Origin of the sequence: Mycolicibacterium vulneris (assembly GCF_002104765.1) — a bacterium.
Taxonomy (GTDB): domain Bacteria; phylum Actinomycetota; class Actinomycetes; order Mycobacteriales; family Mycobacteriaceae; genus Mycobacterium; species Mycobacterium vulneris.
In genome coordinates this window covers 14,042-39,937 of sequence record NZ_NCXM01000044.1, presented here as the reverse complement: position 1 = coordinate 39,937, position 25,896 = coordinate 14,042, and the positions used below count along the sequence as shown (strand labels likewise).

Genomic DNA, 25,896 nt, shown 5'->3' with positions numbered 1-25,896 from the left:
AACTGTCAACCATCAACCGAAACACTGTCAGCCATCACCCGAAGACAAAATGTCAAGCATCAACCGAGGTCATACACCAGCCCGGTGCCCCCGGCACGACTCGAACGTGCGACCTAGGGATTAGAAGGCCCTTGCTCTATCCACCTGAGCTACGGAGGCAATGCGCAGGTCAGTCTATCCAACCGCAGCCGGGTGATCCGCTTCGCGCCGCCACGCGCATGAAAACCCTTCCCGCGCCGCGTTTATCGGTTATCGTCAGGACCCTCGACACACGTACAAAACCGGCCGGCCATCGGCCGTTAACCGCGACGATGCGTGTGCATAACGTCGAGAGGTGACGTTGCAATGAGCGTGGCCAGTAATCAGTCTTCGCGCTGCGGGTGGGCGGGCGCCCAGGCGGCACGCCTGGCGGCCGAAGCCCGGGACGTCTATCAGCTCGGCAACCTGGTGCTACGCGGCGGGCCGTTCGCGCTGGGCTGCTTGGCCGGTTGGCTGTTCACCGAGTTTCCCCCGCACGTCGTGACCGGGCACGCGCTGTCGCGGGTCTCGCACCCGTCCGTCGGCCGGGTCGGCAAGACACTGGCCGCCCAGCGGGCGGACAAGACCCTCACCACGGCGCTGGAGGAGGCCTTCGGCCCCGAGTTCGGTGAGCAGGTGTGTCATCCCGCCGCCGTCGGGGCGCTGCGCGCCCCGCGCGGACGCCTGTTGGGCCGCCCCGGGCCGCACCGCCGGTATGCCGCGCAGACTTCCGACATCTCCTACGGACCGAGCGCACGCGACCACCTGCTCGACATCTGGCGACGCGATGACCTGGCCCCCGGGTGCCGGGCGCCGGTGCTGATCCAGGTGCCGGGCGGGGCGTGGACGCTGAACGGCAGGCGCCCGCAGGCCTACACGCTGATGAGCCGAATGGTTCAACTCGGCTGGATCTGCGTCTCGATCGACTACAGCAAGAGCCCGCGCGCCACCTTCCCCGCGCACCTGATCGACGTGAAAAGGGCAATCGCCTGGGTGCGGGAGAACATCGCCGACTACGGCGGCGACCCCGACTTCATCGCGATCACCGGCGGCTCGGCGGGCGGGCACCTGGCCTCCCTGGCGGCGCTCACCCCGAACGACCCCACCTTCCAACCGGGCTTCGAAGACGCGGACACCGCCGTGCAAGCGGTGGCGCCCTATTACGGCGTCTACGACTTCACCGACTTCGAGAACATGCACCCGCTGATGCTGCCGTTCCTCGAACAGTTCGTCATGAAGGCCCGCTACGCCGACGAGCCCGAGCGCTTCACGGGGGCGTCGCCGGTTTCCTACGTGCACAGGGACGCGCCCCCCTTCTTCGTGCTGCACGGCGTGAAGGACGAATTGGTGCCCAGCGGCCAGGCTCGGGCGTTCTGCGCGGCGCTGCGCGCGGCCGGGGCGGCCACGGTGGCCCACGCCGAACTCGGCAACGCGCACCACGCTTTCGACATCACCCCGACGGTTCGATCGCGGCTCGCAGCTGACGCCGTCGCCGATTTCCTCGGGGTGGTGTACGGGCGGCGCGTCAGCTCGCTGCTGGATTCGCTGCCCTTGTCGGCCACTTCGGCCAGCTGAGCCCTCCGCCCAGGAACCTGCCGCTCCTTTCACCAGCGCGGTAACCCGACTAGCGTTGTGTAGACCATTGGGGTTGGTGGGGTCCAAAGGCAGGAGGCTTGATCGACGGTGACAACGTTGGCGCGTCGAGCTGATGACCATGACTGAGTCGGTCGAGGCGATTAAGTTGTCCGACGAGCTCGGGCCGGTCGACTACCTACTGCACAGGGGAGAGGCGAATCCCCGCACCCGGTCCGGGATCATGGCGCTGGAGCTCCTGGACTGCACGCCGGACTGGGAACAATTCCGCGCCCGATTCGAAAGCGCCTCGCGACGCGTATTGCGGCTGCGGCAAAAGGTCGTCGTGCCGACCCTGCCGACTGCGTCGCCGCGCTGGGTCGTCGACCCCGACTTCAACCTGGATTTCCACGTGCGCCGCGTGCGGGTCGCCGAACCCGGCACGCTGCGTGAGGTATTCGATCTCGCCGAGGTCACCCTGCAGTCGCCGATGGACATCTCGCGGCCGCTGTGGACGGCCACCCTGGTCGAGGGTCTGGCCGACGGCCAGGCCGCGACGCTGCTGCATGTCAGTCACGCCGTCACCGACGGGGTGGGTGGGGTCCAGATGTTCGCCGAGATCTATGACCTCGAGCGCAATCCGCCGCCCAAGCCGGCACTGCCGCTGCCCGTCCCGCAGGACCTGACGTCCAATGATCTGATGCGCCAGGGCATTAACCACCTGCCTTTCGCCGTCGTCGGCGGCGTTATGAACGCGCTGTCCGGCGCGGTCTCGGCCGCCGGGCGGGCGGTCCTGGAACCGACGGCCACCGTGTCCGGGATCGTCGGGTACGCCATGTCGGGCATGCGGGTGCTCAACCGGGCCGCCGAGCCGTCGCCGCTGCTGCGGCGGCGCAGCCTGGCCACCCGCAGCGAGGCGATCGATATCCCGCTCGCCGACCTGCACAAGGCGGCGAAGGCCGGCGGCGGGTCGATCAACGACGCGTACCTCGCCGGGCTCTGCGGCGCCTTGCGCCGCTACCACCAGGCGTACGGCGTGCCGATCAGCACGCTGCCGATGGCAGTGCCGGTCAGCCTGCGGGCCGAAGCGGATACCGCCGGCGGCAACCGGTTCACCGGCGTCAACCTGGCCGCGCCGATCGGCACCGCCGACCCGGTCTCCCGGATGAAGAAGATTCGCGCCCAGATGACGCAGCGCCGCGACGAGCCCGCGATGAACATCATCGGTTCGATGGCGCCGGTGCTCAGCGTGTTGCCCACCGCGGTGCTGGAAGGGATCACCGGCTCGGTGATCGGCTCCGACGTGCAGGCCAGCAACGTCCCGGTCTTCCCGGGCGACACCTACCTCGCCGGCGCAAAAATCTTGCGGCAGTACGGTATCGGTCCATTGCCGGGAGTGGCGATGATGGTGGTGCTGATTTCGCGGGGCGGATGGTGCACCATCACCGTGCGCTACGACAAGGCCTCGGTGCGAAACGAGGCGTTGTTCGCCCAATGCCTGCTGGACGGCTTCGACGAGATTCTGGCGCTGGCCGGTGACCCACCACCGCGCGCCGTGCCCGCCTCGTTCGCCGAGCCGGCCGTGTGCACCCGATCGGTGGCGGGCTCGTGAGCGCCTCGAACGAGCAGCGGGATAAGGGCGAAACTCCAGGGCAGGACATGCGGCTGCCCGGCTCGGTGGCCGAGATCATGGCCAGCCCCGTCGGCCCCAAGGTCGGAGCGTTCTTCGACTTGGACGGCACGCTCGTCGCCGGATTCACCGCCGTCATCTTGACCCAGGAGCGGCTGCTGCGCCGCGACATGGGCGTGGGGGAGCTGCTCGGCATGGTGCAGGCCGGCCTGAGCCACACCCTGGGTCGCATCGAGTTCGAGGACCTCATCGGTAAGGCCGCCGCGGCGCTCACCGGGCGACTGCTCGACGACCTGGAGGAGATCGGTGAGCGGCTGTTCGTCCAGCGGATCGAGTCACGGATCTACCCGGAGATGCGCGAGCTGGTGCGCGCCCACATGGCCCGCGGTCACACCGTGGTGCTCAGCTCGTCGGCGCTCACCATCCAGGTCAACCCGGTGGCGCGTTTCCTCGGCATTCCCAACATGCTCACCAATAAGTTCGAGACCACCGAGGACGGCATGCTCACCGGCGCCGTCGCGAAGCCGATCCTCTGGGGTCCCGGCAAAGCCGCTGCGGTACAACGCTTTGCCGCCGAGCACGACATCGATCTCAAGGACAGCTACTTCTACGCCGACGGCGATGAGGACGTCGCCCTGATGTATCTGGTCGGCAACCCGCGGCCTACCAACCCCGAAGGCAAGATGGCCGCGGTGGCCAAGCGTCGCGGTTGGCCGATCCTGAGATTCAGCAGCCGTGGCCCCGTCGGTCTGCGACGGCAGGTGCGCACACTTGCCGGACTCGGCTCGATCGTGCCGGTCGGGGCCGGCGCAGTGGCAATGGGTGTGTTGACCGGCAGCCGGCGGCGGGGGGCAAATTTCTTTACGTCGATCTTTTCCCAAACGGTGCTCGCGACCACCGGAGTACGTCTCAATGTCATCGGGAAAGAGAACTTAAGGGCCCAACGTCCGGCCGTGTTCATCTACAACCACCGCAATCAGGTTGACCCGGTAATCGCTGGTGCGCTGGTGAACGACAACTGGGTTGCCGTGGCCAAGAAGGAACTGCAGAAGAATCCGGTCATGGCCCTGCTCGGGAAGGCACTGGACGGTGTGTTCATCGACCGAGACGATTCGGCCTCAGCGCTGGAGACGATGCGTACGGTCGAAGAGAGAGCCAAGAACGGACTTTCCATCGTGATGGCTCCAGAGGGCACCCGGCTGGACACCACCGAGGTCGGTCCGTTCAAGAAAGGGCCATTCCGTCTCGCGATGGCCGCGGGTATTCCGATTGTCCCGATCGTGATCCGCAACGCCGAACTCGTCGCGGCCCGGAACTCGGCCGTCGTCAACCCGGGCACCGTCGACGTCGCGGTCTTTCCGCCGATTTCGGTGCAGGACTGGACGCTTGACACGCTGCCGGAGCGCATCGCCGAGGTGCGTCAGCTGTATTTGGACACGCTGGCCCACTGGCCCGTCGACGAACTGCCCGAGGTCGACCTGTACGCCGAGAAGAAGGCGGCGGATAAGGCGCAGAGCCGGACCGCCAAAGCACCGGCCAAGAAGGCACCCGCCAAGAAGGCGGCGGCAAAGAAGGCCCCGGCAAAGAAGACCCCGGCAAAGAAGACCCCGGCAAAGAAGACCCCGGCAAAGAAGACCCCGGCCAAGAAGGCGCCGGCAAAGAAGGCTGCTTCAAAACCGAAGCCGCCCAAGGCAAACCCCCACGAATCCCAGGCCGCGCTCAAAGACGGTGAGGCGCAACGACCCGCCGCCGCGGCTATCAACTCCGAGCCACCGGAATCGGCGCCCCGAGGGCATCCGTGACCGAACCGGCCGCGGATAGCAGCGCGGTCCTTGCCGGAAGAGACTCGCTGGTATTGGCGTCGATGGCCTCGCCGGTCGAGATGAAACTGGTGACGGCATGGATGGATCAACAGCGCACCGGCCATCCGGCAGCGAACTTCGGTCTGGTGAAACTGCCCTCGCTCGACGCGCCGCCGGAAGCGATGACGGCCTTGGCCGAACAGCTCGAATCCGGGGAAGACCGTTCGATCGTGCCGGTGCGGGTGTTCTGGCTGCCCGAGGCAGACCGTGGCCGGGTGGCCAAGCTGGCCGGGCTGCTCCCCGGCCGGGATCCCTACCACCCCAACCAACGTCTGCAAGAACGGATCGTGCGGACCGCCCCCCAGCGCGCGCGGGTGGTGGCCGGTGAAGCGGCCACCGTCTCCGAGTTGCGCCGGCAATGGCAAGACACCACGGTCGGGGAAGACAAGTACGACTTCGCTCAATTCGTGATCCGCCGGGCCATCTTGGCGATGGAGCGGGTCGAGTACCGGATCCTCGGACCGCAGTACAAGTCACCGCGGCTGGTGAAGCCGGAGATATTGGCCTCCAACCGGTTTCGCGCGGGCCTGGCCAAGATTCCCGGCGCCACCGTCGACGAGGCCGGAAAGATGCTCGACGAACTCGCCACCGGGTGGAGCCGGGCCTCGGTTGACCTCGTCGGGGTTCTCGGCAGGATGCTCAGCCGCGGATTCGATCCCGAGATCGACTACGACGGCTACCAGGTCGCGGCGATGCGGGCCGGCCTGGAAGCGCACCCGGCGGTGCTGTTGTTCTCGCACCGGTCCTACATCGACGGCGCGGTGGTGCCGGTCGCCATGCAGCAGAACAGGTTACCGCCGGTGCACGTGTTCGCCGGCATCAACCTGTCGTTCGGCGCGATGGGCCCCCTGCTGCGACGCTCCGGTGTCATCTTCATCCGCCGCAACATCGGCAACGACAAGCTCTACAAGTACGTGCTGCGCGAATACGTCGGCTACATCGTCGAAAAGCGATTCAACCTGAGCTGGTCCATCGAGGGCACCCGGTCGCGCACCGGAAAGATGCTGCCACCCAAGCTGGGCCTGCTGGCCTACGTCGCCGACGCCTACCTGGACGGCCGCAGCGAAGACATTCTGCTGCAACCGGTCTCGATCAGCTTTGACCAGCTGCACGAGACCGCCGAATACGCCGCCTACGCCCGCGGCGGCGAGAAGACGCCCGAGGGCGTCGGCTGGCTGTACAACTTCATCCGCGCGCAGGGCGAGCGCAACTACGGCAAGATCTACGTCCGATTCCCCGAAGCCGTGTCGATGCGCCAGTACCTGGGCGCCCCGCACGGCCCGCTGACGCAGGACCCGGACGCCAAAAGGCTTGCGCTACAGAAAATGTCGTTCGAGGTCGCCTGGCGGATCCTGCAGGCGACGCCGGTGACGGCGACAGGCCTGGTGTGCGCGCTACTGCTGACCACCCGCGGTGCGGCGTTGACGCTCGGCCAACTGCACCACACCCTGCAGGACTCGCTGGATTACCTGGAACGCAAACAAAACCCGATGTCCACCAGCGCGTTGCGGCTGCGCACGCACGACGGGGTGCGCGCGGCGGTCGACGCGCTGTCCAACGGACACCCCATCACCCGGGTCGACGGCGGCCGGGAACCGGTGTGGCGCATCGCGCCCGACGAGCAGCATGCCGCGGCCTTCTACCGCAACTCGGTGATCCACGCCTTCCTGGAGACCTCGATCGTCGAACTCGCGCTGGCCCATGCCCGCCACGCCGACGGCGACCGCATGGAGGCTTTCTGGGCCCAGGCGATGCGGCTGCGCGATCTGCTGAAGTTCGACTTCTATTTCGCCGACTCGGCGACCTTCCGGAACAACATCGCCGAAGAGATGGCGTGGCACAACAATTGGGCAGCCCACGTGTCCGCCGGAGGCGACGAGATCCACGCGCTGTTGTTCGCCAAGCGTCCGCTGATGGCGGATGCGATGCTACGGGTGTTCTTCGAGGCCTACGAGATCGTCGCCGACGTGCTGCGTGACGCGCCCGCCGACATCGGACAAAAGGAACTGACCGACCTGGCGCTGGGCGTCGGCCGACAGTATGTGGCGCAGACCCGGATCCGCAGCAGCGAATCAGTGTCGACGCTGCTGTTCGCCACCGCGCGCCAGGTCGTCGAGGATCAAAACCTGATCGCGTCCGCCCCGGACCTGGCCGACAGGCGCGGCGCTTTCCTGCAAGAGCTGCGCGACATCCTGCAAGACTTCAACTACGTCGGCCAGATCGCGCGCGATCAGTTCGTGGCCCGCGAAGCCAAGGCGCGCCAGGACCTTCTGGACAGCCAGACTCTGTAGCCGGCGGGCCCGCCCATACCCTGGACGTATGACCGTCGCCCCGCCGGCCGGCAAGGCCCGGACCGAGGCCGCCACCCAGCGCCGCGTGCTGGTGTGGCCGGTGCTGGCCGGCGTCGCGGTGCTCGCGGGCTGCACGGCCGCCGGCATCGGGATGCTTTCACTGGCCAGCGCGCTGACCGTGACCGGCCTGCCCGACCCGGGCCAGGTGACCACGCTCGGGCTGCCGTTCGTCCGCGCCGCGGGTGAGATCGCCGCCGTGCTCGCGGTCGGGTCATTCCTGTTCGCCGCGTTCCTGGTGCCGCCGCAGCGCAACGGCGTTCTCGACGCCGACGGCTACCGGGCCCTTCGGCTCGGGACGGTGGCGTCGGGGGTGTGGGCGGTGTGCGCCGCCCTGCTGGTCCCGCTGACCATCTCCGACGTGTCCGGCCATCCCATCGCCGACATCCCCCCGATGCGGATGTGGTCACTGGCGGGCCTGATCACCAACGCCTCGGCCTGGCGCTGGACCGCGATCATGGCTGCGGTGATCACGCTGGCGAGCCTGTCGGTGCTGCGCTGGTCGTGGACGCCGGTGCTGGCCGTCGCGTCGGTGATGACGCTGATTCCGCTGGGCCTGACGGGGCATTCGTCGGCCGGCGGTTCGCACGACCTGGCCACCAACGGCCTGCTGATCCACCTCGTCGCCGCCAGCCTGTGGGCCGGTGGCCTGCTCGCCCTGCTGGCCCACGCCCTGCGCGGAGGTGGTCACCTCGGGCTGGCCGCGCGGCGTTTCTCGATGATCGCGCTGTGGTGTTGGGTCGCGATGGCGGTGAGCGGAGTGGTCAACGCCCTGGTGCGCGTGCAGCCGTCCGACCTGTTCAGCACCGACTACGGCCGGCTGGTCACCGCCAAGTTCGTCGCGCTGTGCCTGCTGGGCGGGCTCGGCTGGCGCCAGCGGCGCGTGAGTGTGGCTGCGCTGCAAGCGGATCCGACTCCGGCACGCGCACGGGGTGCGCTGCTGCGGCTGACCCTGATCGAGGCCGCCATTTTCGGTCTCACCTTCGGCATCGCCGTCGGGCTGGGCCGCACCCCGCCGCCGCCACCGCCGGCCCGGCTGCCGTCGATCCCCGAAGCCGAGATCGGTTACGACTTCGACGGGCCGCCCACCGTGGCGCGCATCCTGTTCGACTGGCGCTTCGATCTGATCTTCGGCTCCGCCGCCCTCGTCTTCGCCGCGCTCTATCTGGCGGCGCTGGTGCGGCTGCGCCGGCGCGGCGACACCTGGCCGCCGGGTCGGACCGTTTCCTGGCTGCTCGGCTGCCTGGTGTTGCTGTTCGCGACGTCGTCGGGCGTGGGGCGCTACATGCCGGCGATGTTCAGCATGCACATGGTGGTCCACATGTGCCTGTCGATGCTGATCCCGATCCTGCTGGTGCTGGGTGCCCCGGTCACCCTGGCGCTGCGGGCGCTGCCCGCGGCCGGCCGTGACGATCCGCCGGGCATGCGGGAGTGGCTGTTGGCCGCGCTGCACAGCCGCGTCTCCCGATTCCTCACCAACCCGGTGGTGGCCACCCTGCTGTTCGTCGCCGGGTTCTATGGGCTGTACCTGTCGAACCTCTTCGACACCACCGCGAGCAGCCACGCCGGGCATCTGGCGATGAACGTGCACTTTCTGCTGAGCGGCTACCTGTTCTATTGGGTGGTGATCGGGGTGGACCCGACGCCGCGACCGATACCGCCGCTGGCCAAGGTGGCCGTGGTGTTCGCGTCGCTGCCGCTGCACGCCTTCTTCGGGGTGGTGCTGATGGGCACCAAGAAGGTGCTCGGCGCCGACTATTACCGCTCCCTCGGCCTGAGCTGGCACACGGATCTGCTGGGCGATCAGCACCTGGGCGGGGGCATCGCCTGGTCGGCGGGGGAGTTCCCCCTGGTGATCGTGATGCTCGCGCTGCTGATCCAGTGGGCGCGCAGCGATCGCCGCACCGCCAAGCGGCTGGACCGGGCCGCCGACCGCGACGATGACGCCGAGCTGGTCGCCTACAACGCGATGCTGGCACAGCTGGCGCAGGGCGATACGCCCAAGCGGGCCGGCCAGGCCCCCGCCGATCCCGACTGATCCACAGTCGGAGTTTCTTCCACAGCGACGGCCGATTTGCGGGTTGGTCCACGGCGTTCGTCGGTGGCGCCGCGCCTACTGGCAGCCATAGCCAACGCAATCGAGAAGGGACCAACCCATGTTCGAAACCCCGCTTACCGTCGTCGGTCACATCGTCAACGACCCCGCCCGTCGCAAGGTAGGCGATCAGGAGGTCATCAAGTTCCGGGTGGCCAGCAATTCGCGCCGCCGCACCGATAACGGCGGCTGGGAGCACGGGCACTCGCTGTTCGTCACGGTCAACTGCTGGGGAAAGCTGGTCACCGGGGTGGGCGCCGCGCTGGGCAAAGGCGCGCCGGTGATCGTGGTTGGTCACGTGTACACCAGCGAATACGAGGACCGCGACGGTAACCGCCGCTCGTCGGTGGAGATGCGGGCGACCGCGGTCGGGCCGGATCTGTCCCGCGTCATCGTGCGCATCGAGAAGCCCGGCTACACCGGCCCCAACGCCGAGCAGGGCAGCGCGGCCCCGGGAACTCCCGTCGACTTTGTCGACGTTAGTAACGAGGACCCGCAGGTCGGCGACGATCCGGCCGGCACGGGTGATGGGACCGCCGACGAGGCCTCGCTGTCCATTTCCGCCTGACCCCGGTCGGGCGCGGGGCCTGCCCCTGGCGGGCGATGCCTAGGATGGTCCGCGAGATCACTCTGCAAACCAGAAAGGCATAACCGCGGCATGGCTGAGTTCATCTACACGATGAAAAAGGTCCGCAAGGCGCACGGCGACAAGGTGATCCTGGACGACGTCACGTTGAGCTTCTATCCAGGCGCCAAGATCGGTGTCGTCGGCCCCAACGGCGCCGGCAAGTCGAGCGTCTTGCGGATCATGGCGGGCTTGGACAAGCCGAATAACGGTGACGCCTTCTTGGCCAACGACGCGACCGTCGGCATCCTGCTGCAGGAGCCCCCGCTGAACGAGGAGAAGACCGTTCGGGGCAACGTCGAAGAAGGCCTGGGCGAGATCAAGGTCAAGCTCGATCGCTTCAACGAGGTCGCCGAGTTGATGGCCACCGACTACTCCGATGAGCTGATGGAGGAGATGGGCCGGCTGCAGGAGGATCTGGACCACGCCGACGCGTGGGACCTCGATTCGCAGCTGGAGCAGGCCATGGATGCGCTGCGCTGCCCGCCGCCCGACGAGCCGGTGACCAACCTGTCCGGTGGTGAACGCCGCCGCGTCGCGCTGTGCAAGCTGCTGCTGTCCAAGCCCGACCTGCTGCTGCTCGACGAGCCCACCAACCACCTGGACGCCGAGAGCGTGCAGTGGCTCGAGCAGCACCTCGCTTCCTACGCGGGCGCGATCCTGGCGGTCACCCACGACCGGTACTTCCTGGACAACGTCGCCGAATGGATCCTGGAGCTGGACCGCGGCCGCGCCTACCCCTACGAGGGCAACTACTCCACGTACCTGGAGAAGAAGGCCGAGCGGATCGCGGTGCAGGGCCGCAAGGACGCCAAGCTGCAGAAGCGGTTGGCCGAGGAGCTGGCGTGGGTGCGCTCCGGCGCCAAGGCGCGCCAGGCCAAGGGCAAGGCGCGCCTGCAGCGCTACGAGGAGATGGCCGCCGAGGCCGAGAAGACGCGCAAGCTCGACTTCGAGGAGATCCAGATCCCGGTCGGCCCGCGGCTGGGCAGTGTGGTGGTCGAGGTCGACCATCTCGACAAGGGCTACGACGGCCGCACCCTGATCAAGGACCTGTCCTTCACCCTGCCGCGCAACGGCATCGTCGGCGTCATCGGCCCCAACGGCGTCGGGAAGACCACGCTGTTCAAAACCATCGTTGGGCTCGAGCAGCCGGACAGCGGCACGGTAAAGGTCGGCGAGACCGTCAAGCTCAGCTATGTCGACCAGACCCGCGCCGGAATCGATCCCAAAAAGAACGTGTGGGAAGTCGTCTCCGACGGGCTGGACCACATCGTCGTCGGCCAGACCGAGGTGCCGTCGCGGGCCTACGTGTCGGCGTTCGGGTTCAAGGGACCGGACCAGCAGAAGCCGGCCGGCGTCCTCTCCGGTGGCGAGCGCAACAGGCTCAACCTCGCGCTGACGCTCAAACAGGGCGGAAACCTCATCCTGCTCGACGAGCCCACCAACGACCTCGACGTCGAGACGCTCAGTTCGCTGGAGAACGCCCTCGAGCAATTCCCCGGCTGCGCGGTGGTGATCTCGCACGACCGGTGGTTCCTTGACCGCACCTGCACGCACATCCTGGCCTGGGAAGGTGACGACGACAACGAGGCCAAGTGGTTCTGGTTCGAGGGCAACTTCGGTGCATACGAGGAGAACAAGATCGAACGCCTCGGCGCCGAAGCGGCACGGCCGCATAGAGTGACCCACCGCAAGCTAACGCGCGACTAGTGTCAGCTCTGCCCCGCGCCGCCAGGCAACGGGGCGACCGAGCGCACTGACAACCGTCGCCAGTTGGGAGCTATCGGCATGACGATCGATCCCGGAGCCAGAGAAGATCTCGAGCCGTGGACGACCTTCACCCGGCAGCAGGATATCCCCGAATGGATTTCGAGGGCCTACGTAGACAGCTATCGCGGCCCGCACAGCGACGAGCCGGGGGGCGCGGAGACCAGGCCCATCGATCTGACCCTGCCGGCGGCGATCGTGACTCCGGCCGTGCTGAGCGCGCACTATCGCCTCGGCCTGCACCGGCCCGCCGGCGAAAGCCGTGTCGCGGTGTACCCGGCCGAAGACCCCGCCGGCTTCGGGCCCGCCCTGCAGGTCGTCACCGATCACGGCGGCATGCTGATGGATTCGGTCACCGTGCTGCTGCACCGGCTCGGCGTCCCGTACACGGCCATCATGACGCCGGTGTTCGAAGTGCAGCGCAGCCCCGAGGGTGACCTGCTTCGCGTCGAGGCGAAAGCCGAAGGCACATCGCAATATGCCGGCGAGGCGTGGATCCACGTGCAGCTGCTGCCGTCGGTCGACAGCAAGGGACTCACCGAGGTCGAACGGCTGCTGCCCAAGGTGCTGGCCGACGTGCAACAGGTCGCCAGCGACGCGACGGCCTTGATCGCGGCGCTGAACGATCTGGCCGCGCAGGTTGAAGCCAACGCCGACGACCACTTCTCGGCGCCGGACCGCGACGACGTCGCGGCGCTGCTGCGCTGGCTGGGCAACGGCAACTTCCTGCTGCTCGGCTACCAGCGCTGCCACGTGCACGACCGGCAGGTCTCCGGCGACGGGACACCCGGGCTCGGCGTGCTGCGCACCCGCACCGGCTCGCGCCCCCGGCTCACCGACGACGACAGATTGCTGGTGCTCGCGCAATCGGTGGTGGGCAGCTATCTGCGCTACGGCGCCTACCCGTACGCCATCGCGGTCCGCGAATACGTGAACAGCGCCGTGATCGAGCACCGCTTCGTCGGGCTGTTCACGGTGGCCGCCATGAACGCCGATGTCCTGGAAATCCCGACGATTTCGCGCCGGGTCCGGGAGGCGCTGGCGATGGCCGACAGCGACCCGATCCACCCGGGCCAGCTGCTGCTCGACGTCATCCAGACCGTGCCCCGCTCGGAGCTGTTCACGCTCAGCGCCGAACGACTCCTGGCGATGGCCAAAGCGGTGGTGGACCTGGGCCCGCAGCGGAACGCGTTGCTGTTCCTGCGCGCCGACCGGCTGCAGTACTTCGTGTCCTGCCTGGTGTATCTGCCCCGCGACCGCTACACCACGGCGGTGCGGCTGCAGATCGAGGACATCCTGGTCCACGAATTCGGCGGCACCCGGCTGGAATTCACCGCTCGGGTCAGCGAATCACCGTGGGCCCTGATGCATTTCATGGTCCGCCTGCCCTCCGATGGCCCGGACGCCGCGCCGGTCGACGTGTCCGAAGACAACCGGCTCCGCATTCAGGCGCTGCTCAGCGAAGCCGCGCGCACCTGGACCGACCGGCTCGCCGCCGCCGCGGCCGAAGGTTCGATGGGGCACGCCGACGCCGAGTACTACGCGGACGCCTTTTCCGAGGTCTACAAGCAGGCCGTCACCCCCGCCGATGCCATCGATCACATCGCGATCATCAATGCGCTGCAAGACAACTCGGTCAAGCTGGTGTTCGCCGAGGCCGAGGACGGGACCGCCCAGCTGACCTGGTTCCTGGGCGGGCGGACCGCCTCGCTGAGCCAGCTGCTGCCGATGCTGCAGAGCATGGGTGTGGTGGTGCTCGAGGAGCGGCCGTTCACGGTCACCCGCTCCGACGGGCTGCCGGTGTGGATCTATCAGTTCAAGATCTCACCGCACCCGACCATCCGGCTGGCGTCGGCACAGCAGGAGCGCGACGCAATGGCCGAGCGGTTCACCGATGCGGTCACCGCGATCTGGAACGGTCGGCTCGAGATCGACCGGTTCAACGAGCTGGTGATGCGCGCGGGCCTTCGATGGCAGCAGGTCGTGCTGTTGCGGGCTTACGCAAAATACCTGCGGCAGGCGAACTTTCCCTATAGCCAGTCCTACATCGAGTCGGTGCTCAACGAGCATCCCTCGACCGCGCGATCACTCGTCGCGCTCTTCGAGGCGCTGTTCGATCCCGACGCGGATTCCTCGGCGAGCCGCGATGCGCAGGCCGCCGCCGCGGCGGTCGCCGCCGACATCGACGCGCTGGTGAGCCTGGACACCGACCGCATTCTGCGTGCCTTCGCATCGCTGGTGCAGGCTACGCTGCGGACCAATTACTTTGTCACGAGCGAGGGTTCGGCCCGGGCCCGCAATGTGTTGGCGATCAAACTGGACGCCCAGCTGGTTGACGAGCTGCCCTTGCCGCGCCCCAAATACGAGATCTTCGTCTACTCGCCCCGGGTCGAGGGCGTGCACCTGCGGTTCGGTCCGGTGGCCCGGGGCGGCCTGCGCTGGTCGGACCGGCGGGACGACTTCCGCACGGAGATCCTGGGTTTGGTCAAGGCGCAGGCGGTGAAGAATGCCGTCATCGTGCCGGTGGGCGCCAAGGGCGGATTCGTCCTCAAGCGGCCACCGCTGCCCACCGGCGATGCCGCCGCCGACCGCGACGCCAGCCGCGCCGAGGGTGTCGCCTGCTATCAGCTGTTCATCTCCGGCCTGCTCGACGTCACCGACAACGTCGACCACGCGACCGGAAAGGTCAGCCCGCCAACCGAAGTCATCCGGCGCGACGGCGACGACGCGTACCTGGTGGTGGCGGCGGACAAGGGCACCGCCACCTTCTCCGACATCGCCAACGACGTCGCGAAGTCCTACGGATTCTGGCTGGGTGACGCGTTCGCGTCCGGCGGGTCGGTCGGCTACGACCACAAGGCCATGGGCATCACCGCCAAGGGCGCGTGGGAGGCCGTCAAACGGCACTTCCGGGAGATGGACATCGACACCCAGACCGAGGACTTCACCGTGGTCGGAATCGGCGACATGAGCGGCGACGTCTTCGGCAACGGCATGCTGCTGAGCAAGCACATCCGGCTGCTCGCCGCCTTCGACCACCGGCACATCTTCTTGGATCCCGACCCCGACGCCGCGCGTTCGTGGGCGGAACGCCAGCGGATGTTCGACCTGCCGCGGTCCAGCTGGGAAGACTACGACGCGTCGTTGATCAGTGAGGGCGGCGGCGTGTACAGCCGTGAGCACAAGGCGATTCCGGTCAGCCCCCAGGTTCGCGACGCGCTGGGCATCGAGGGCTCGGAGGAGGGGGTCGCCGAGATGACGCCGCCCAACCTGATCAAGGCGATCCTGCAGGCGCCGGTGGATCTGCTGTTCAACGGCGGCATCGGCACCTACATCAAGGCGGAGTCCGAATCCGACGCCGACGTCGGCGACCGCGCCAACGATCCGGTCCGGGTCAACGGCAGTCAGGTGCGCGCCAAGGTGATCGGCGAGGGCGGCAACCTCGGGGTGACCGCGCTGGGGCGCGTCGAGTTCGATTTGGCGGGCGGCCGGATCAACACCGATGCGATGGACAACTCGGCCGGTGTGGACTGCTCGGACCACGAGGTCAACATCAAGATCTTGATCGACTCACTGGTGACCGCCGGCAAGGTCAAGCCGGAGGAGCGCAAACCGCTGCTGGAGTCGATGACCGACGAGGTCGCGCAGCTGGTGCTCACCGACAACGACGACCAGAACGACCTGATCGGCACCAGCCGCGCGAACGCGGCGAGCCTGCTGCCGGTGCACGCCAGGCTGATTCAGTACCTCGTCGACGAGCGCGGCATCCATCGCGACCTGGAAGCGCTGCCGTCGGAGAAGGAGATTGCGCGCCGCGCCGAGGCCGGCATCGGGCTCACCTCACCGGAGATGTGCACCCTGATGGCGCACGTGAAGCTGGGGCTCAAGGAGGAGATGCTCGGGACCGAGCTGACCGAGCAGGACGTGTTCGCCTCCCGGCTGCCCCTGTACTTCCCGAAACCGTTGCGGGAACGGTTCACTCCGGAGATCCGCACGCATCAGCTGCGCCGCGAGATCGTCACCACCATGCTGATCAACGACCTGGTGGACGCCGCCGGGATCAGCTACGCCTTCCGGATCGTCGAGGACGTCGGCGTCGGGTCGGTCGACGCCGTGCGCACCTACGTCGCCACCGACGCGATCTTCGGGGTCGGAGAGACGTGGCGGCGCATTCGCGCGGCGAATCTGCCGGTCGCACTGTCGGATCGGCTCACGCTGGACACCCGGCGGCTGATCGACCGCGCCGGACGCTGGCTGCTCAACTACCGTCCGCAGCCGCTGGCGGTCGGTGCCGAGATCAACCGGTTCGCCGCCAAGGTCCAGGCGTTGACACCGCGCATGTCCGAGTGGCTGCGCGGCGACGACAAGGCCATCGTGGAAAAGGAAGCCGCGGAATTCACCTCCCAGGGCGCGCCCGAAGACCTCGCCTATTCGGTGGCCGCCGGGCTTTACCGGTTCAGCCTGCTCGACATCATCGACATCGGTGACATCAACGACATCGACGCCGCCGAGGTCGCCGACACCTACTTCGCGCTCATGGACCGGCTCGGCACCGACGGGCTCTTGACGGCGGTATCGGAACTGCCCCGACGGGACCGCTGGCACTCCTTGGCGCGCTTGGCGATTCGTGACGACATCTATGCCTCGCTGCGGTCGCTGTGCTTCGATGTGCTCGCCGTGGGGGAGCCGGACGAAAGTGGTGAAGAGAAGATCGCCGAGTGGGAGCACCTGAGTGCCTCGCGGGTCGAGCGGGCGCGCCGCACGCTCATCGAGATCCAGGAAAGCGGGAACAAGGATCTCGCTACGCTGTCGGTCGCCGCGCGACAAATCCGTCGCATGACCCGTACCAGTGGAAGAGGATCATCAAGTTGAGCGTCGGCTTCGTCGCGCCAGTGCCAGTGCGCTGGTCGGACATCGACATGTATCAGCACGTCAACCACGCCACCATGGTCACCATCCTGGAGGAAGCGCGGGTCCAGTTCCTGCGTGAGGCGTTCGAGGTCGACATCTTGACCATCGGGTTGCTCATCGCCGAGGTCAAGGTGACCTACAAAGGTCAGCTTCGGCTGGTGGATTCACCACTGCAGGTGACCATGTGGACCAAGCGGTTGCGGGCTGTCGACTTCACCCTGGGCTACGAGGTGCGCTCGGTCACCGCGGATCCGGAGTCGAAGCCCGCCGTCATCGCCGAGTCGCAACTGGCCGCCGTGCATATCGAGGAGGAGCGGTTGGTGCGCCTCTCACCACAACATCGGGAGTATCTACAACGGTGGATCAGGTAGCCGACCGAGGACTATGGCTGGGCCCCGACTCCAGGGACGCCCACCGCGCGGATCTGGCCGCGTTCGTCGAACGCGCGCTGCGGCTCGACGACGCAGCGATCATCCGATTCCGGACTCGATCCCCGGGACTGCTGACGGCTTGGGTCGCAACGGGTTTCGATGTGCTGGCCAGCAGGGTGGTGGTCGGGGAGGTGCGGCCCGGCGATCTGTCGGTGGGTGCGGACGCGCTGGCGCGCGGCCTGTCCGCAATGGATGAATCGGGCTACGTCGATCCGGGCTTCGCGATGGATTCGGCGTGGCGGGGTGCGTTGCCGCCGGAATCGGGCTTCACTCACCTCGAGGACATCCCGGCCCGGGTGATGCTCGACCTCGCGCAACGCGGTGCGCAGCTTGCCAGGGAGCACAGCAGTTCTCATGGCCCGCCGGTGTCATTGCTCGACCAGGAGGTCATTCAGGTCAGCGCGCCCGACGTGCAAGTCGGGCTGCCGATGCGCTGCGTGTTCGCGTTGACCGCGATGGGGTTTCTGCCGCAGTCACCCGAGGCGGTCGACGCCGACGAATTGATCCGGGTCCGGATACTGCCGACGTGGTTGCGTCTCGACGCCCGGTTCGGTTCGGTGTATCGCCGCCGCGGCGATCCCGCGCTGCTGCTGGGCTGACGCGGCCGGCGGCGGGCGATTTCCGAACGAATCAGGCTGAGTTAAAGCGATCGCCGGGCCGGGTTCGGGCACGCAGATCACGGGCCGTAGAGCAGCCACAGCGGCAGCACGGCGTCCAGATGGTCCATGAATTTCTTCAGACCCACGCGATACTGCCCGTACCCGTACGGGTCTTCGGCGTACTGGGGGAACGCGATGCCGACCCCGAACAGGCCGGGGGCCAGGATTCCGTTGGTGCGGTTGTAGTCCAGTTGCCCCCACTGCGGGGTCTCGGGCAACTTCCGGCGCTCGAAGCCGACGGTGTAGACGACGCGGTCGCACTGCGCCAATTTCTCGGCGAATTCCGGGCTCGACACCCAGCACCTCTCCAGGCGGTCGGGGAGCACCCCGTCGATGTTCTCCCGCGCCCAGACGGCCGCCCGGCCCTTCAGGCCCGTGTCGTCAAACAGGATCCAATCATCCAGATAAACAGCATATTTCAGTGGGCTCCGGTAGAAATTGACGATGCGTTTGACGGGATGGCGCAGCAGGTTCGGCAGCACGATCATCGACGAGTGCGACGAGCCGAACACGGCGACCGTCGCGCCCTCGAGTGGTTCCCGGGCGAGTTTCTCGGGGTCGAGGGCGACCTCGACCGGGATCTCGTCGAGGCCGGGGTGGCAAAGTTTTTTGGGATCGGCGCCGACGGCCAGGATCACGTTCGTGGAGACGATGTCGCGTTGGTTTGTCTGGACCCGCCACTGCCTGTTCTCCAAGAACAGCGCGGAGGCGGTCGTCGTGAGGGTGTCGACCTGCGCACGCAACTGCTCGGTGATCCAGACCAGGGGTTCGGCGACCAGGCCGAGCGCACAGGTCTCTTGCGGATCGATCTCCTTGAGCGGCATGGGTGGTGCCTCGGCGAAGTGGAATGCCTTGGAGCCGTTGAAGTATTCCAAAAAGAGCGCGACGTGGGTGTTGCTCGAGACCGACCGCCACTTCTGGCCGATGTCGCCGGCGGCGAAGGCCGGGTCGACCCAGGCGATCCGGTCGGGCGCGACTCCGTGATCCAGCAGCCTTCCCACCGCTGCGATGCCCGCGGGCCCGGCACCGATCACTGTCCACTCGTAGGAAGCCATGCACAACATATAGAGCAGTCCGCCGCGAAACGCCCACCGAGACTTCGGCAGCGCGACCCGGATCGGCTACGCCAGCCAGGCCGCCGAATCCGGCGGCAGTGTGCCCTCCAGCAGCGGCGCGCTGGCCAGGATCAGCTCGCCCGCCGGCAGCGGCACCGGCGATTCGCCGCTGTTGAGCGCGCAGATCAGCCCACCGGGGCGCCGGAAGATCACCGCATCGCCGGGCGCATCCAGCCACTCGATCGTGTCGCCATCGAATTCCACACGGCGCTTGCGCAATTCGAGTGCCCGCTGGAAAAACGACAGCATGGAGTCGGGATCGCCGCTCTGTTTCTCGACGGTCAGCGCCGCCCAGTCCTTCGGCATCGGCAACCAGGTGTCGGGTGAGGACGAGAACCCGAAAGGGGGCTCCTCGCCCGACCACGGCAGCGGTACCCGGCACTTGTCCCGGCCCCGCTCGGTGTGCCCGGACCGTTCCCAGGTCGGGTCCTGCAGCACCTCCTCGGGCAGGTCCAGCACGTCGGGCAGCCCGAGCTCTTCACCGTTGTAGATGAACACCGTGCCCGGCAGGGCGAGCATCGCCATCGACATCGCCCGGGCCCTGCGCAGCCCGATGTCGCCGCCACCGTAGCGGGTGACCTCGCGGTCCACGTCGTGGTTGGACAGCGTCCAGGTCGGGACCGCGTCATAGATCGCGGTGGCCGCAAGCGAGTTCTCGACGGCGTCACGGATTTCGCCGGCGTCGAAGTCGATCTTGGTCAGCCGGAAATTGAAGCCGAGATGCAGTTCGTCGGGCCGCAGGTACTCGGCCCAGAGCAGGTTGTCCATCACCCACACCTCGCCGACGGTCACCGCCTCCGGATACTCGTCGACGATCTTGCGGATCTTGCGGTGAACGTCGTGCACGCCTGCGTTGTTGAACCGCGGGTCGTCGTCGCTGTGCGACAGCACCTTGGCGTCGTCCTTGGCGTCGGGGAGGCCGGGGGGCTTGGCCATCCCGTGCGCGACGTCGATGCGGAAGCCGTCCACGCCACGGTCCAGCCAGAACCGCAGCGATGTCGCGAAGTCCTCGAAGACCTCGGGGTTTTCCCAGTTCAGGTCCGGCTGCTCGGTGTCGAAGAGGTGCAGGTAGTACTGCCCGGGATTGCCGTCCGGCTCGACCACCCGCGTCCACGCCGAGCCGCCGAAGACCGACGTCCAGTTGTTGGGCGGCAGGGCCCCGTCGGGCCCCTTGCCGTCGCGGAAGTGGTAACGCTCCCGGGCATCGGTGCCCGGGCCGGCGGCCAGCGCGGCCTGGAACCAGGGGTGCGCGGAGCTGGTGTGGTTGGGCACCACGTCCATGGTGATCTTGATGCCTCGCTGGTGTGCCGCCGCGATCAGCCGGTCGATGGCCGGCATTCCGCCGAACAGCGGGTCGATGTCCCGCGGGTCGGCGACGTCGTAGCCATGGTCGGCCATCGGCGAGACGGTGACCGGGCTGAGCCAGATCGCGTCCACGCCGAGCCGCTCCAGGTGATCCAGATGGGCAACGAGTCCGTCGATGTCGCCGACGCCGTCGCCGTTGCTGTCGGCGAACGATCGTGGATAGACCTGGTAAAAGACCGCGTTCGACCACCATGCTGCGGGGCTCATAGTGCTCCGTTCGGTTGCGAGGTATCTAGAAGGGCGAGTTGACCAGTGAGTCGGCAGCCATTTCCAGGTAATTGAGCAACTCGCGGCGGTGCTCGTCGTCGAGCGTCTGCGAATCGATGGACGCGACGGCCGTGTGCATGCACCGCAGCCACGCGTCACGCGCCAGGGGAGTGATCCGGAACGGCACGTGACGCATCCGCAGCCGGGGGTGTCCGCGCCGGTCGGAGTAGGTGCGCGGGCCGCCCCAGTACTGCTCGAGGAACATCCGCAGGCGTTCTTCGGCGCCCTCGAGGTCGTCCAGCGGATACAGCTCGCGCAGGATCTCGTCTTCGGGAACCTGGGCGTAAAAGCGCGCGACGATCGCGTGGAAAGTCTCGGCGCCGCCGACCGCGTCGTAGAAGGACTCTGCTACCTGATCCATCACCGTCCATTGTGGTGCATCCTCGCGATGCCAAGCGGAGGCGGCCCGACCCCATGCCTGGTGTTCATAGGATCGCCCCGGCGTTCACCTGCCATAGGGGTGCGATTGCCGGCGAATCATGGTGGACTGTTCGCGGAGGATCTATGGCGCAGGGCAAGAAACGCCGCAGCCACCGCAGTCAGGTAGCCGCGGCAGGGTTGACCGGACCCGCGACCGCGTCGTCGCTGCATAGTGTTGAGATCCACCCGCCCGCACGCCCCGAGGGAGCGTCCATCTGGAGCCGCCGGCGGGTCCTGCTGCTGAATTCCACCTACGAGCCGCTGACCGCGCTGCCGATGCGCCGCGCGATCGTCATGGTGATCTGCGGAAAGGCCGACGTGGTCCACCACGACCCGGCCGGCCCCGTCATCCACTCGGCGACCAGCTCGATCGTGGTGCCTTCGGTGATCCAGCTGCGGTCTTACGTCCGCGTCCCGTACCGCGCGCGCGTCCCGATGACCCGCGCCGCGCTGATGCATCGCGACCGGTTCTGCTGCGCCTACTGCGGGGCGAAGGCGGACACCGTCGACCACGTGCTCCCCCGCAGCCGCGGCGGCGACCATTCCTGGGAGAACTGCGTCGCGTGCTGCTCGACTTGCAACCACCGCAAGGGCGACAAGCTGCTCAGCGAGCTCGGCTGGGCGCTGCGCCGGCCACCGCTGCCGCCGACCGGGCAGCACTGGCGGCTGCTGTCGACCGTCAAGGAACTGGATCCGGCCTGGGCCCGGTATCTCGGCGAGGGCGCGGCCTGATCGCCAATCTGGCCTCCGGTCGCGCCGGTAGGTCGCTGCGTGGGATACGGTTTGCGTCGTGAGTCCTATGCATGTCCATCTGTTAATCGTCGGAATACCGCTGCTGCTGGTGGTTTTGCTTTCGGTGCTGATCTGGTCCCACAAGGGACCGCACCCAGCGGCCTACAAGTTGGGCGAGAAGTGGACGCATCCGCCGATCCTGTGGGCCGCCACCGACGAAGACGTCGGCCACGCCCACGGCGGGCATGGCACGTCGGAATTCTCAGTTGGAGGTGGCGCCAGTGGCACTTGGTGAGATAGCGATGAGGGAACCCGCCGAGCTGCCGCGCGGCTCGGTCATCACCACCAGCGGGCGGATCTCCGGTGTCACCGAGCCCGGTGAACTGTCGGTGCATTTCCCGTTTTCGACCAAAGACCTCGTCGCCATCGACGATGCCCTGAAGTTCGGCTCCCGGGCGTCCAAGACGCGCTTCGCGATCTACCTGGGTGACCTGGGCAGCGACACCGCCGCGCGGGCTCGCGAGATCCTGGCCGACGTGCCGACGCCGGACAACGCGGTGCTGCTGGCTGTTTCACCCAACCAGAAGGTCATCGAGGTGGTCTACGGCACGCAGGTGCGCGGCCGGGGCGCCGAGTCGGCCGCACCGCTGGGTGTCGCCGCCGCGTCCTCGGCGTTCGAGCGGGGCGACTTGGTCGACGGCCTGGTCAGCGCGATCCGCGTGCTGAGCGCCGGGATTTCGCCCGCCTGACGTAAGGCTCAGCCCTCGCCGGCATCGAGCCGGCGCGCGCGCAACGAACGCTTCACCCCGGCCTGGCCCTCGAGCACCAGGCGTCGCAATGCCGCCGGCACCTCCGGGTCGGACAGGAACCTGTCCGCGGCGGCGACGCCGTCCTCGCTGATGTCCCAGTGCGGGTACAGCCCGATCACCACCGTCTGCGCCACCTCGCTGGACCGGCGCGCCCAGACCCCGGAGATCGCCTCGAAATAGCGCGCGGTGAACGGCTTGAGCAATTCGGCCTGCCCGGGCGGGGCGATGCCCCCGATGATCGAGCGGGCGGTGATGTTGGCCAGGGTGTCGTCTTCGACCACCGTCGTCCAGGCCGCCTCCTTGACCGCCGGCTGCGGTCGCGCCGTCGCGGCCTGGGCGCCGTGGCGCTTGCCGGCGGCGGTCGGGTCGCGCTGGATCTCGGCATCGATGAACGGCGTCGCGGGCCCATCGGCGTCGACACTGCCCGCGGTGGCCAGCGCCGTAACGATCCGCCACCGCAGGTCCGTGTCGACTTCGAGGCCGGCCAGCCCCAACTCGCTGGGGTCGCGGTCCAGCAGGTCCGCCAGCGTTTCGATATGGCCGGCCGACAGCACCGAGGAGCACAACGTGTTGACGAAGGCGAGCTGGTGATCCGAGCCGGGCTGCGCGCCGCGCGCCAACTCCAGCAGCTGGTCGGCGAACTGCGGCCAGCCGTGCTCGCGCGCCCAACCCTGCTCGGCGTACGACGTGAGCGCGGTCTGAGCCTGTAGCAGCAGCCGCTGCGCCACGCCGACCTCGGATTCGGCGTGCACGCCGCCCGTCACCAGCGCCACGAAGTCGCGGGCCCGCAGCTCGGCCTCGCGCGTCATCTCCCAGGCGGCCGACCAGACCAGCGAGCGCGGCAGCGGCTCGGCGATGTCGGCGATGCGCTCCAGCGCGGTGCGCAGCGAATCGCCGTCCAGCCGTAACGAGCAATACGTCAGGTCGTCGTCGTTGACCAGCACCAGCTTTCCCCGCGAAACACCAACCAGCGCAGGAACTTCCGTGATGGAGCCCTCGACGTCGAGTTCTTCGCGGTGCACCCGCACCAGCTTCCCGGTCCCGTCGTCGTCGTAGACCCCGACCGCCAGCCGGTGCACGCGGGTCTCGCCGGCGCCCGGGGCGGCGCCGCTCTGGGTCACCGCGAACCGGGTGAAATCGCCGTTGGCGTCGACATCGAACTCCGGGCGCAGCGTGTTGAGCCCGGTCGTCTTCAGCCACTGCTGACCCCAGTCGGAAAGGTCACGCCCGGACGCCTGCTCGAGCGCTGCGACCAGATCGTCGAACGTGGCGTTGCCGAATGCGTGCGCGCGGAAGTAATCGCGCAGCCCGGCCAGGAAGTGCTCCAGCCCGACGTAGGCGACCAACTGCTTGAGCACCGAGGCGCCCTTCGCGTAGGTGATGCCGTCGAAGTTCACCTCGACCGCTTCCAGGTCGGGGATGTCGGCCGCGATCGGATGCGTGGACGGCAGTTGGTCCTGGCGGTAGGCCCACGACTTCTCGACCGTCGCGAACGTCGTCCAGGCCTCGGTGAATTCCGTTGCCTCGCTTTGGCATAGCACGGAAGCGAAGGTCGCGAACGACTCGTTCAGCCACAGGTCGTCCCACCACGCCATGGTGACCAGGTCGCCGAACCACATGTGCGCCATCTCGTGAAGCACGGTCTCGGCGCGCCGCTCATAGGACGCCCGGGTGACCTTGCTGCGAAACACGTAGTCCTCGAGGAACGTCACCGCGCCGGCGTTTTCCATTGCGCCGGCGTTGAATTCGGGGACGAACAGCTGATCGTATTTCCCGAACGCGTAGGGCAGACCAAAGTTCTTGTGGTAGAAGCCGAATCCCTGCTTGGTCTGGGTGAACAGCCGGTCGGCGTCCATGTGTTTGGCGAGCGAGGAGCGACAGAAGATGCCCAGTGGGATCTCGCCGTGCTCGTCGGTATAGGAGTCGTTCCACTCGGCGTAGGGGCCGGCGATCAAGGCGACCAGATAGGTGCTCATCCGCGGCGTGGTGGCGAAGGTGTGCAGGCCGTCGTTCACCGACACCGTCGCACCGTTAGAGATCACCTTCCAGTGCGCGGGCGCGGTCACCCGCACGTCGAAGGTCGCCTTCATGTCGGGCTGGTCGAAGCAGGCGAACATGCGCTTGGCGTCGGCGGTTTCGAACTGCGAGTAGAGGTAGGTCTCGTTGTCGATTGGGTCGACGAACCGATGCAGACCCTCACCGGTGTTGGAGTAGAGGCAGTCCGCGTCGACCACGATGACGTTGCGTTCGGCCAGCCCGCGCAGGGGGATACCGGTCGACTCGTCGTACCCGGAGACGTCCAGATCGCGTCCGTTCAGCGTCGCGCTGCGGATGGTGTCGGCGGCGATGTCGATGACCGAGTCGGCGCCGGCCAGCGCGTCGAACACCACCGTGGTGATCGAGCGGAACGTCCGTTCGCCGGGGGCGCCGGCGCCATCGGTGACATCGAGGTCGATCTGATAGCTGGCGACGGTGATCAGCGATGCGCGCTCGACGGCTTGTTCGCGGGTGAGATTCGGGAGAGCCACGTGTCCAACTTACGGGTCGGGCAAACCGGGAACAGGACGCAGACGCCTACGGTTGTGCAGATCAGACTTTTCACTTCACGAAAGGACCCGCCATGCCTGACACCGCCACCGCGAAGAACAAGGCCGATTTCTGGTTCGATCCGCTGTGTCCGTGGGCATGGATCACCTCGCGCTGGATCCTCGAGGTGGAGAAGGTTCGCGACATCGACGTGAACTTCCACGTGATGAGCCTGGCGGTACTCAACGAAAACCGCGAGGGTCTGCCCGAGGAGTACCGGGAGCGGATGGTCAAGGCGTTCGGTCCGGTGCGGGTGGCGATCGCCGCCGAGCAGGCCCACGGTGCCGAGGTGCTCGCGCCGCTGTACACCGCGATGGGCACTCGCATTCACAACGAGGGCAACAAGGATCTGGATGACGTGATCAAGCTGGCGCTGGCCGACGCGGGCCTGCCGGCCGAGTTGGCGGAGGCCGCGAACAGCGAGGAGTACGACGAGGCGCTGCGCAAGAGCCACCACGCCGGCATGGACGCGGTGGGCGACGATGTCGGCACCCCGACCATCCACGTCAACGATGTGGCGTTCTTCGGGCCGGTGCTCTCCAAGATTCCGCGCGGTGAGGAAGCGGGCAAGCTGTGGGACGCCTCGGTCACCTTCGCGTCCTACCCGCACTTCTTCGAGCTCAAGCGCAGCCGCACCGAGAAGCCCGAATTCGACTAAGCCGGTCGCGCGGCGATCCACCGTGA

Annotated in this window: 18 protein-coding genes and 1 tRNA gene; 14 read left to right on the top strand and 5 right to left on the bottom strand. The window is 67.5% G+C overall.

Translation table 11 applies throughout. The features are described 5' to 3' along the window. Positions 1-85: 85 nt before the first annotated feature. Positions 86-159, bottom strand: a tRNA-Arg gene (locus tag B8W69_RS27460). Between the two features lie 186 nt (positions 160-345). Here B8W69_RS27460 and lipQ point away from each other — a divergent pair. The 10 genes from lipQ to B8W69_RS27410 all read left to right on the top strand — a co-directional run bounded on the left by lipQ (position 346) and on the right by B8W69_RS27410 (position 17,858). Next, positions 346-1,593 (top strand): esterase LipQ, encoded by a 1,248-nt coding sequence (gene lipQ, locus B8W69_RS27455; RefSeq protein WP_085292832.1) that lies wholly within the window; start codon positions 346-348, stop codon positions 1,591-1,593. A 139-nt stretch (positions 1,594-1,732) separates the two neighbouring features. Next, complete coding sequence (locus B8W69_RS27450; RefSeq protein ID WP_110882081.1) at positions 1,733-3,202, top strand: WS/DGAT/MGAT family O-acyltransferase; 1,470 nt, start codon at positions 1,733-1,735, stop codon at positions 3,200-3,202. Positions 3,203-3,249: 47 nt separating this feature from the next. Then, positions 3,250-5,022: an HAD-IB family hydrolase/lysophospholipid acyltransferase family protein gene (locus tag B8W69_RS27445; protein WP_110882080.1), complete on the top strand. Its 1,773-nt coding sequence runs from the start codon at positions 3,250-3,252 to the stop codon at positions 5,020-5,022. Continuing rightward, a complete protein-coding gene (locus B8W69_RS27440; RefSeq protein ID WP_085292830.1) occupies positions 5,019-7,373 on the top strand; it encodes a glycerol-3-phosphate 1-O-acyltransferase in 2,355 nt (784 codons plus the stop codon). The genes B8W69_RS27445 and B8W69_RS27440 overlap by 4 nt, the downstream gene beginning before the upstream one ends. Positions 7,374-7,401: 28 nt before the next feature. Continuing rightward, on the top strand, positions 7,402-9,468 hold the full coding sequence (locus B8W69_RS27435) for a bifunctional copper resistance protein CopD/cytochrome c oxidase assembly protein (protein WP_085292829.1): 2,067 nt from the start codon (positions 7,402-7,404) through the stop codon (positions 9,466-9,468). A 118-nt stretch (positions 9,469-9,586) separates the two neighbouring features. Further along, positions 9,587-10,093 (top strand): single-stranded DNA-binding protein, encoded by a 507-nt coding sequence (locus B8W69_RS27430; protein WP_085292828.1) that lies wholly within the window; start codon positions 9,587-9,589, stop codon positions 10,091-10,093. A 90-nt stretch (positions 10,094-10,183) separates the two neighbouring features. Continuing rightward, positions 10,184-11,860: an energy-dependent translational throttle protein EttA gene (ettA, locus tag B8W69_RS27425; protein ID WP_085292827.1), complete on the top strand. Its 1,677-nt coding sequence runs from the start codon at positions 10,184-10,186 to the stop codon at positions 11,858-11,860. Between the two features lie 78 nt (positions 11,861-11,938). Beyond that, complete coding sequence (locus tag B8W69_RS27420) at positions 11,939-16,789, top strand: NAD-glutamate dehydrogenase (protein WP_085292826.1); 4,851 nt, start codon at positions 11,939-11,941, stop codon at positions 16,787-16,789. Further along, positions 16,786-17,199 carry an acyl-CoA thioesterase gene (locus B8W69_RS27415; RefSeq protein WP_064885742.1) on the top strand — a complete coding sequence of 138 codons (414 nt, stop codon included), beginning with the start codon at positions 16,786-16,788 and terminating at the stop codon, positions 17,197-17,199. Before B8W69_RS27420 ends, B8W69_RS27415 begins: the two co-directional genes overlap by 4 nt. Further along, entirely contained in the window at positions 17,187-17,858 is a 672-nt protein-coding gene (locus tag B8W69_RS27410; protein WP_085292825.1) for a DUF8185 domain-containing protein, read from the top strand. The genes B8W69_RS27415 and B8W69_RS27410 overlap by 13 nt, the downstream gene beginning before the upstream one ends. A gap of 77 nt (positions 17,859-17,935) precedes the next feature. On the opposite strand, the gene B8W69_RS27405 is transcribed toward B8W69_RS27410, so the two are convergent. The 3 genes from B8W69_RS27405 to B8W69_RS27395 form a co-directional block, all read right to left on the bottom strand. Continuing rightward, on the bottom strand, positions 17,936-18,952 hold the full coding sequence (locus B8W69_RS27405) for an FAD/NAD(P)-binding protein (RefSeq protein ID WP_085292837.1): 1,017 nt from the start codon (positions 18,950-18,952) through the stop codon (positions 17,936-17,938). 87 nt (positions 18,953-19,039) lie between these two features. Then, positions 19,040-20,605 (bottom strand): glycoside hydrolase family 13 protein, encoded by a 1,566-nt coding sequence (locus tag B8W69_RS27400; RefSeq protein WP_085292824.1) that lies wholly within the window; start codon positions 20,603-20,605, stop codon positions 19,040-19,042. A 25-nt stretch (positions 20,606-20,630) separates the two neighbouring features. Further along, positions 20,631-21,026, bottom strand: a complete 396-nt coding sequence (locus B8W69_RS27395) for a globin (protein ID WP_007774129.1) — start codon at positions 21,024-21,026, stop codon at positions 20,631-20,633. A gap of 143 nt (positions 21,027-21,169) precedes the next feature. Here B8W69_RS27395 and B8W69_RS27390 point away from each other — a divergent pair, with 143 nt between their 5' ends. The 3 genes from B8W69_RS27390 to B8W69_RS27380 all read left to right on the top strand — a co-directional run bounded on the left by B8W69_RS27390 (position 21,170) and on the right by B8W69_RS27380 (position 22,566). Further along, entirely contained in the window at positions 21,170-21,817 is a 648-nt protein-coding gene (locus B8W69_RS27390) for an HNH endonuclease (RefSeq protein WP_065030757.1), read from the top strand. A gap of 67 nt (positions 21,818-21,884) precedes the next feature. Continuing rightward, the gene (ctaJ, locus tag B8W69_RS27385) at positions 21,885-22,112 is read left to right on the top strand and encodes an aa3-type cytochrome oxidase subunit CtaJ (RefSeq protein ID WP_085292823.1); all 228 of its coding nucleotides are present in this window, start codon (positions 21,885-21,887) and stop codon (positions 22,110-22,112) included. Continuing rightward, positions 22,099-22,566, top strand: coding sequence for a DUF5130 domain-containing protein (locus B8W69_RS27380; protein ID WP_085292822.1), 468 nt, complete (start codon positions 22,099-22,101; stop codon positions 22,564-22,566). Before ctaJ ends, B8W69_RS27380 begins: the two co-directional genes overlap by 14 nt. 8 nt (positions 22,567-22,574) lie before the next feature. On the opposite strand, the gene pepN is transcribed toward B8W69_RS27380, so the two are convergent. Beyond that, positions 22,575-25,154 carry an aminopeptidase N gene (gene pepN, locus B8W69_RS27375; protein WP_085292821.1) on the bottom strand — a complete coding sequence of 860 codons (2,580 nt, stop codon included), beginning with the start codon at positions 25,152-25,154 and terminating at the stop codon, positions 22,575-22,577. A gap of 92 nt (positions 25,155-25,246) precedes the next feature. On the opposite strand from pepN, the gene B8W69_RS27370 reads away from it, so the two are divergent. Then, positions 25,247-25,870 (top strand): mycothiol-dependent nitroreductase Rv2466c family protein, encoded by a 624-nt coding sequence (locus B8W69_RS27370; RefSeq protein WP_085292820.1) that lies wholly within the window; start codon positions 25,247-25,249, stop codon positions 25,868-25,870. Positions 25,871-25,896 lie beyond the last annotated feature (26 nt).

Excerpts from the sequence above, each read along its gene's own strand:
- B8W69_RS27370 (WP_085292820.1), top strand. The coding sequence starts at position 25,247 with ATGCCTGACACCGCCACCGCGAAGAACAAGGCCGATTTCTGGTTCGAT.
- B8W69_RS27430 (WP_085292828.1), top strand. The coding sequence starts at position 9,587 with ATGTTCGAAACCCCGCTTACCGTCGTCGGTCACATCGTCAACGACCCC.
- ettA (WP_085292827.1), top strand. The coding sequence starts at position 10,184 with ATGGCTGAGTTCATCTACACGATGAAAAAGGTCCGCAAGGCGCACGGC.
- lipQ (WP_085292832.1), top strand. The coding sequence starts at position 346 with ATGAGCGTGGCCAGTAATCAGTCTTCGCGCTGCGGGTGGGCGGGCGCC.
- B8W69_RS27390 (WP_065030757.1), top strand. The coding sequence starts at position 21,170 with ATGGCGCAGGGCAAGAAACGCCGCAGCCACCGCAGTCAGGTAGCCGCG.
- B8W69_RS27400 (WP_085292824.1), bottom strand. The coding sequence starts at position 20,605 with ATGAGCCCCGCAGCATGGTGGTCGAACGCGGTCTTTTACCAGGTCTAT.
- B8W69_RS27450 (WP_110882081.1), top strand. The coding sequence starts at position 1,733 with ATGACTGAGTCGGTCGAGGCGATTAAGTTGTCCGACGAGCTCGGGCCG.
- B8W69_RS27420 (WP_085292826.1), top strand. The coding sequence starts at position 11,939 with ATGACGATCGATCCCGGAGCCAGAGAAGATCTCGAGCCGTGGACGACC.
- B8W69_RS27435 (WP_085292829.1), top strand. The coding sequence starts at position 7,402 with ATGACCGTCGCCCCGCCGGCCGGCAAGGCCCGGACCGAGGCCGCCACC.
- ctaJ (WP_085292823.1), top strand. The coding sequence starts at position 21,885 with ATGCATGTCCATCTGTTAATCGTCGGAATACCGCTGCTGCTGGTGGTT.
- B8W69_RS27395 (WP_007774129.1), bottom strand. The coding sequence starts at position 21,026 with ATGGATCAGGTAGCAGAGTCCTTCTACGACGCGGTCGGCGGCGCCGAG.
- B8W69_RS27445 (WP_110882080.1), top strand. The coding sequence starts at position 3,250 with ATGCGGCTGCCCGGCTCGGTGGCCGAGATCATGGCCAGCCCCGTCGGC.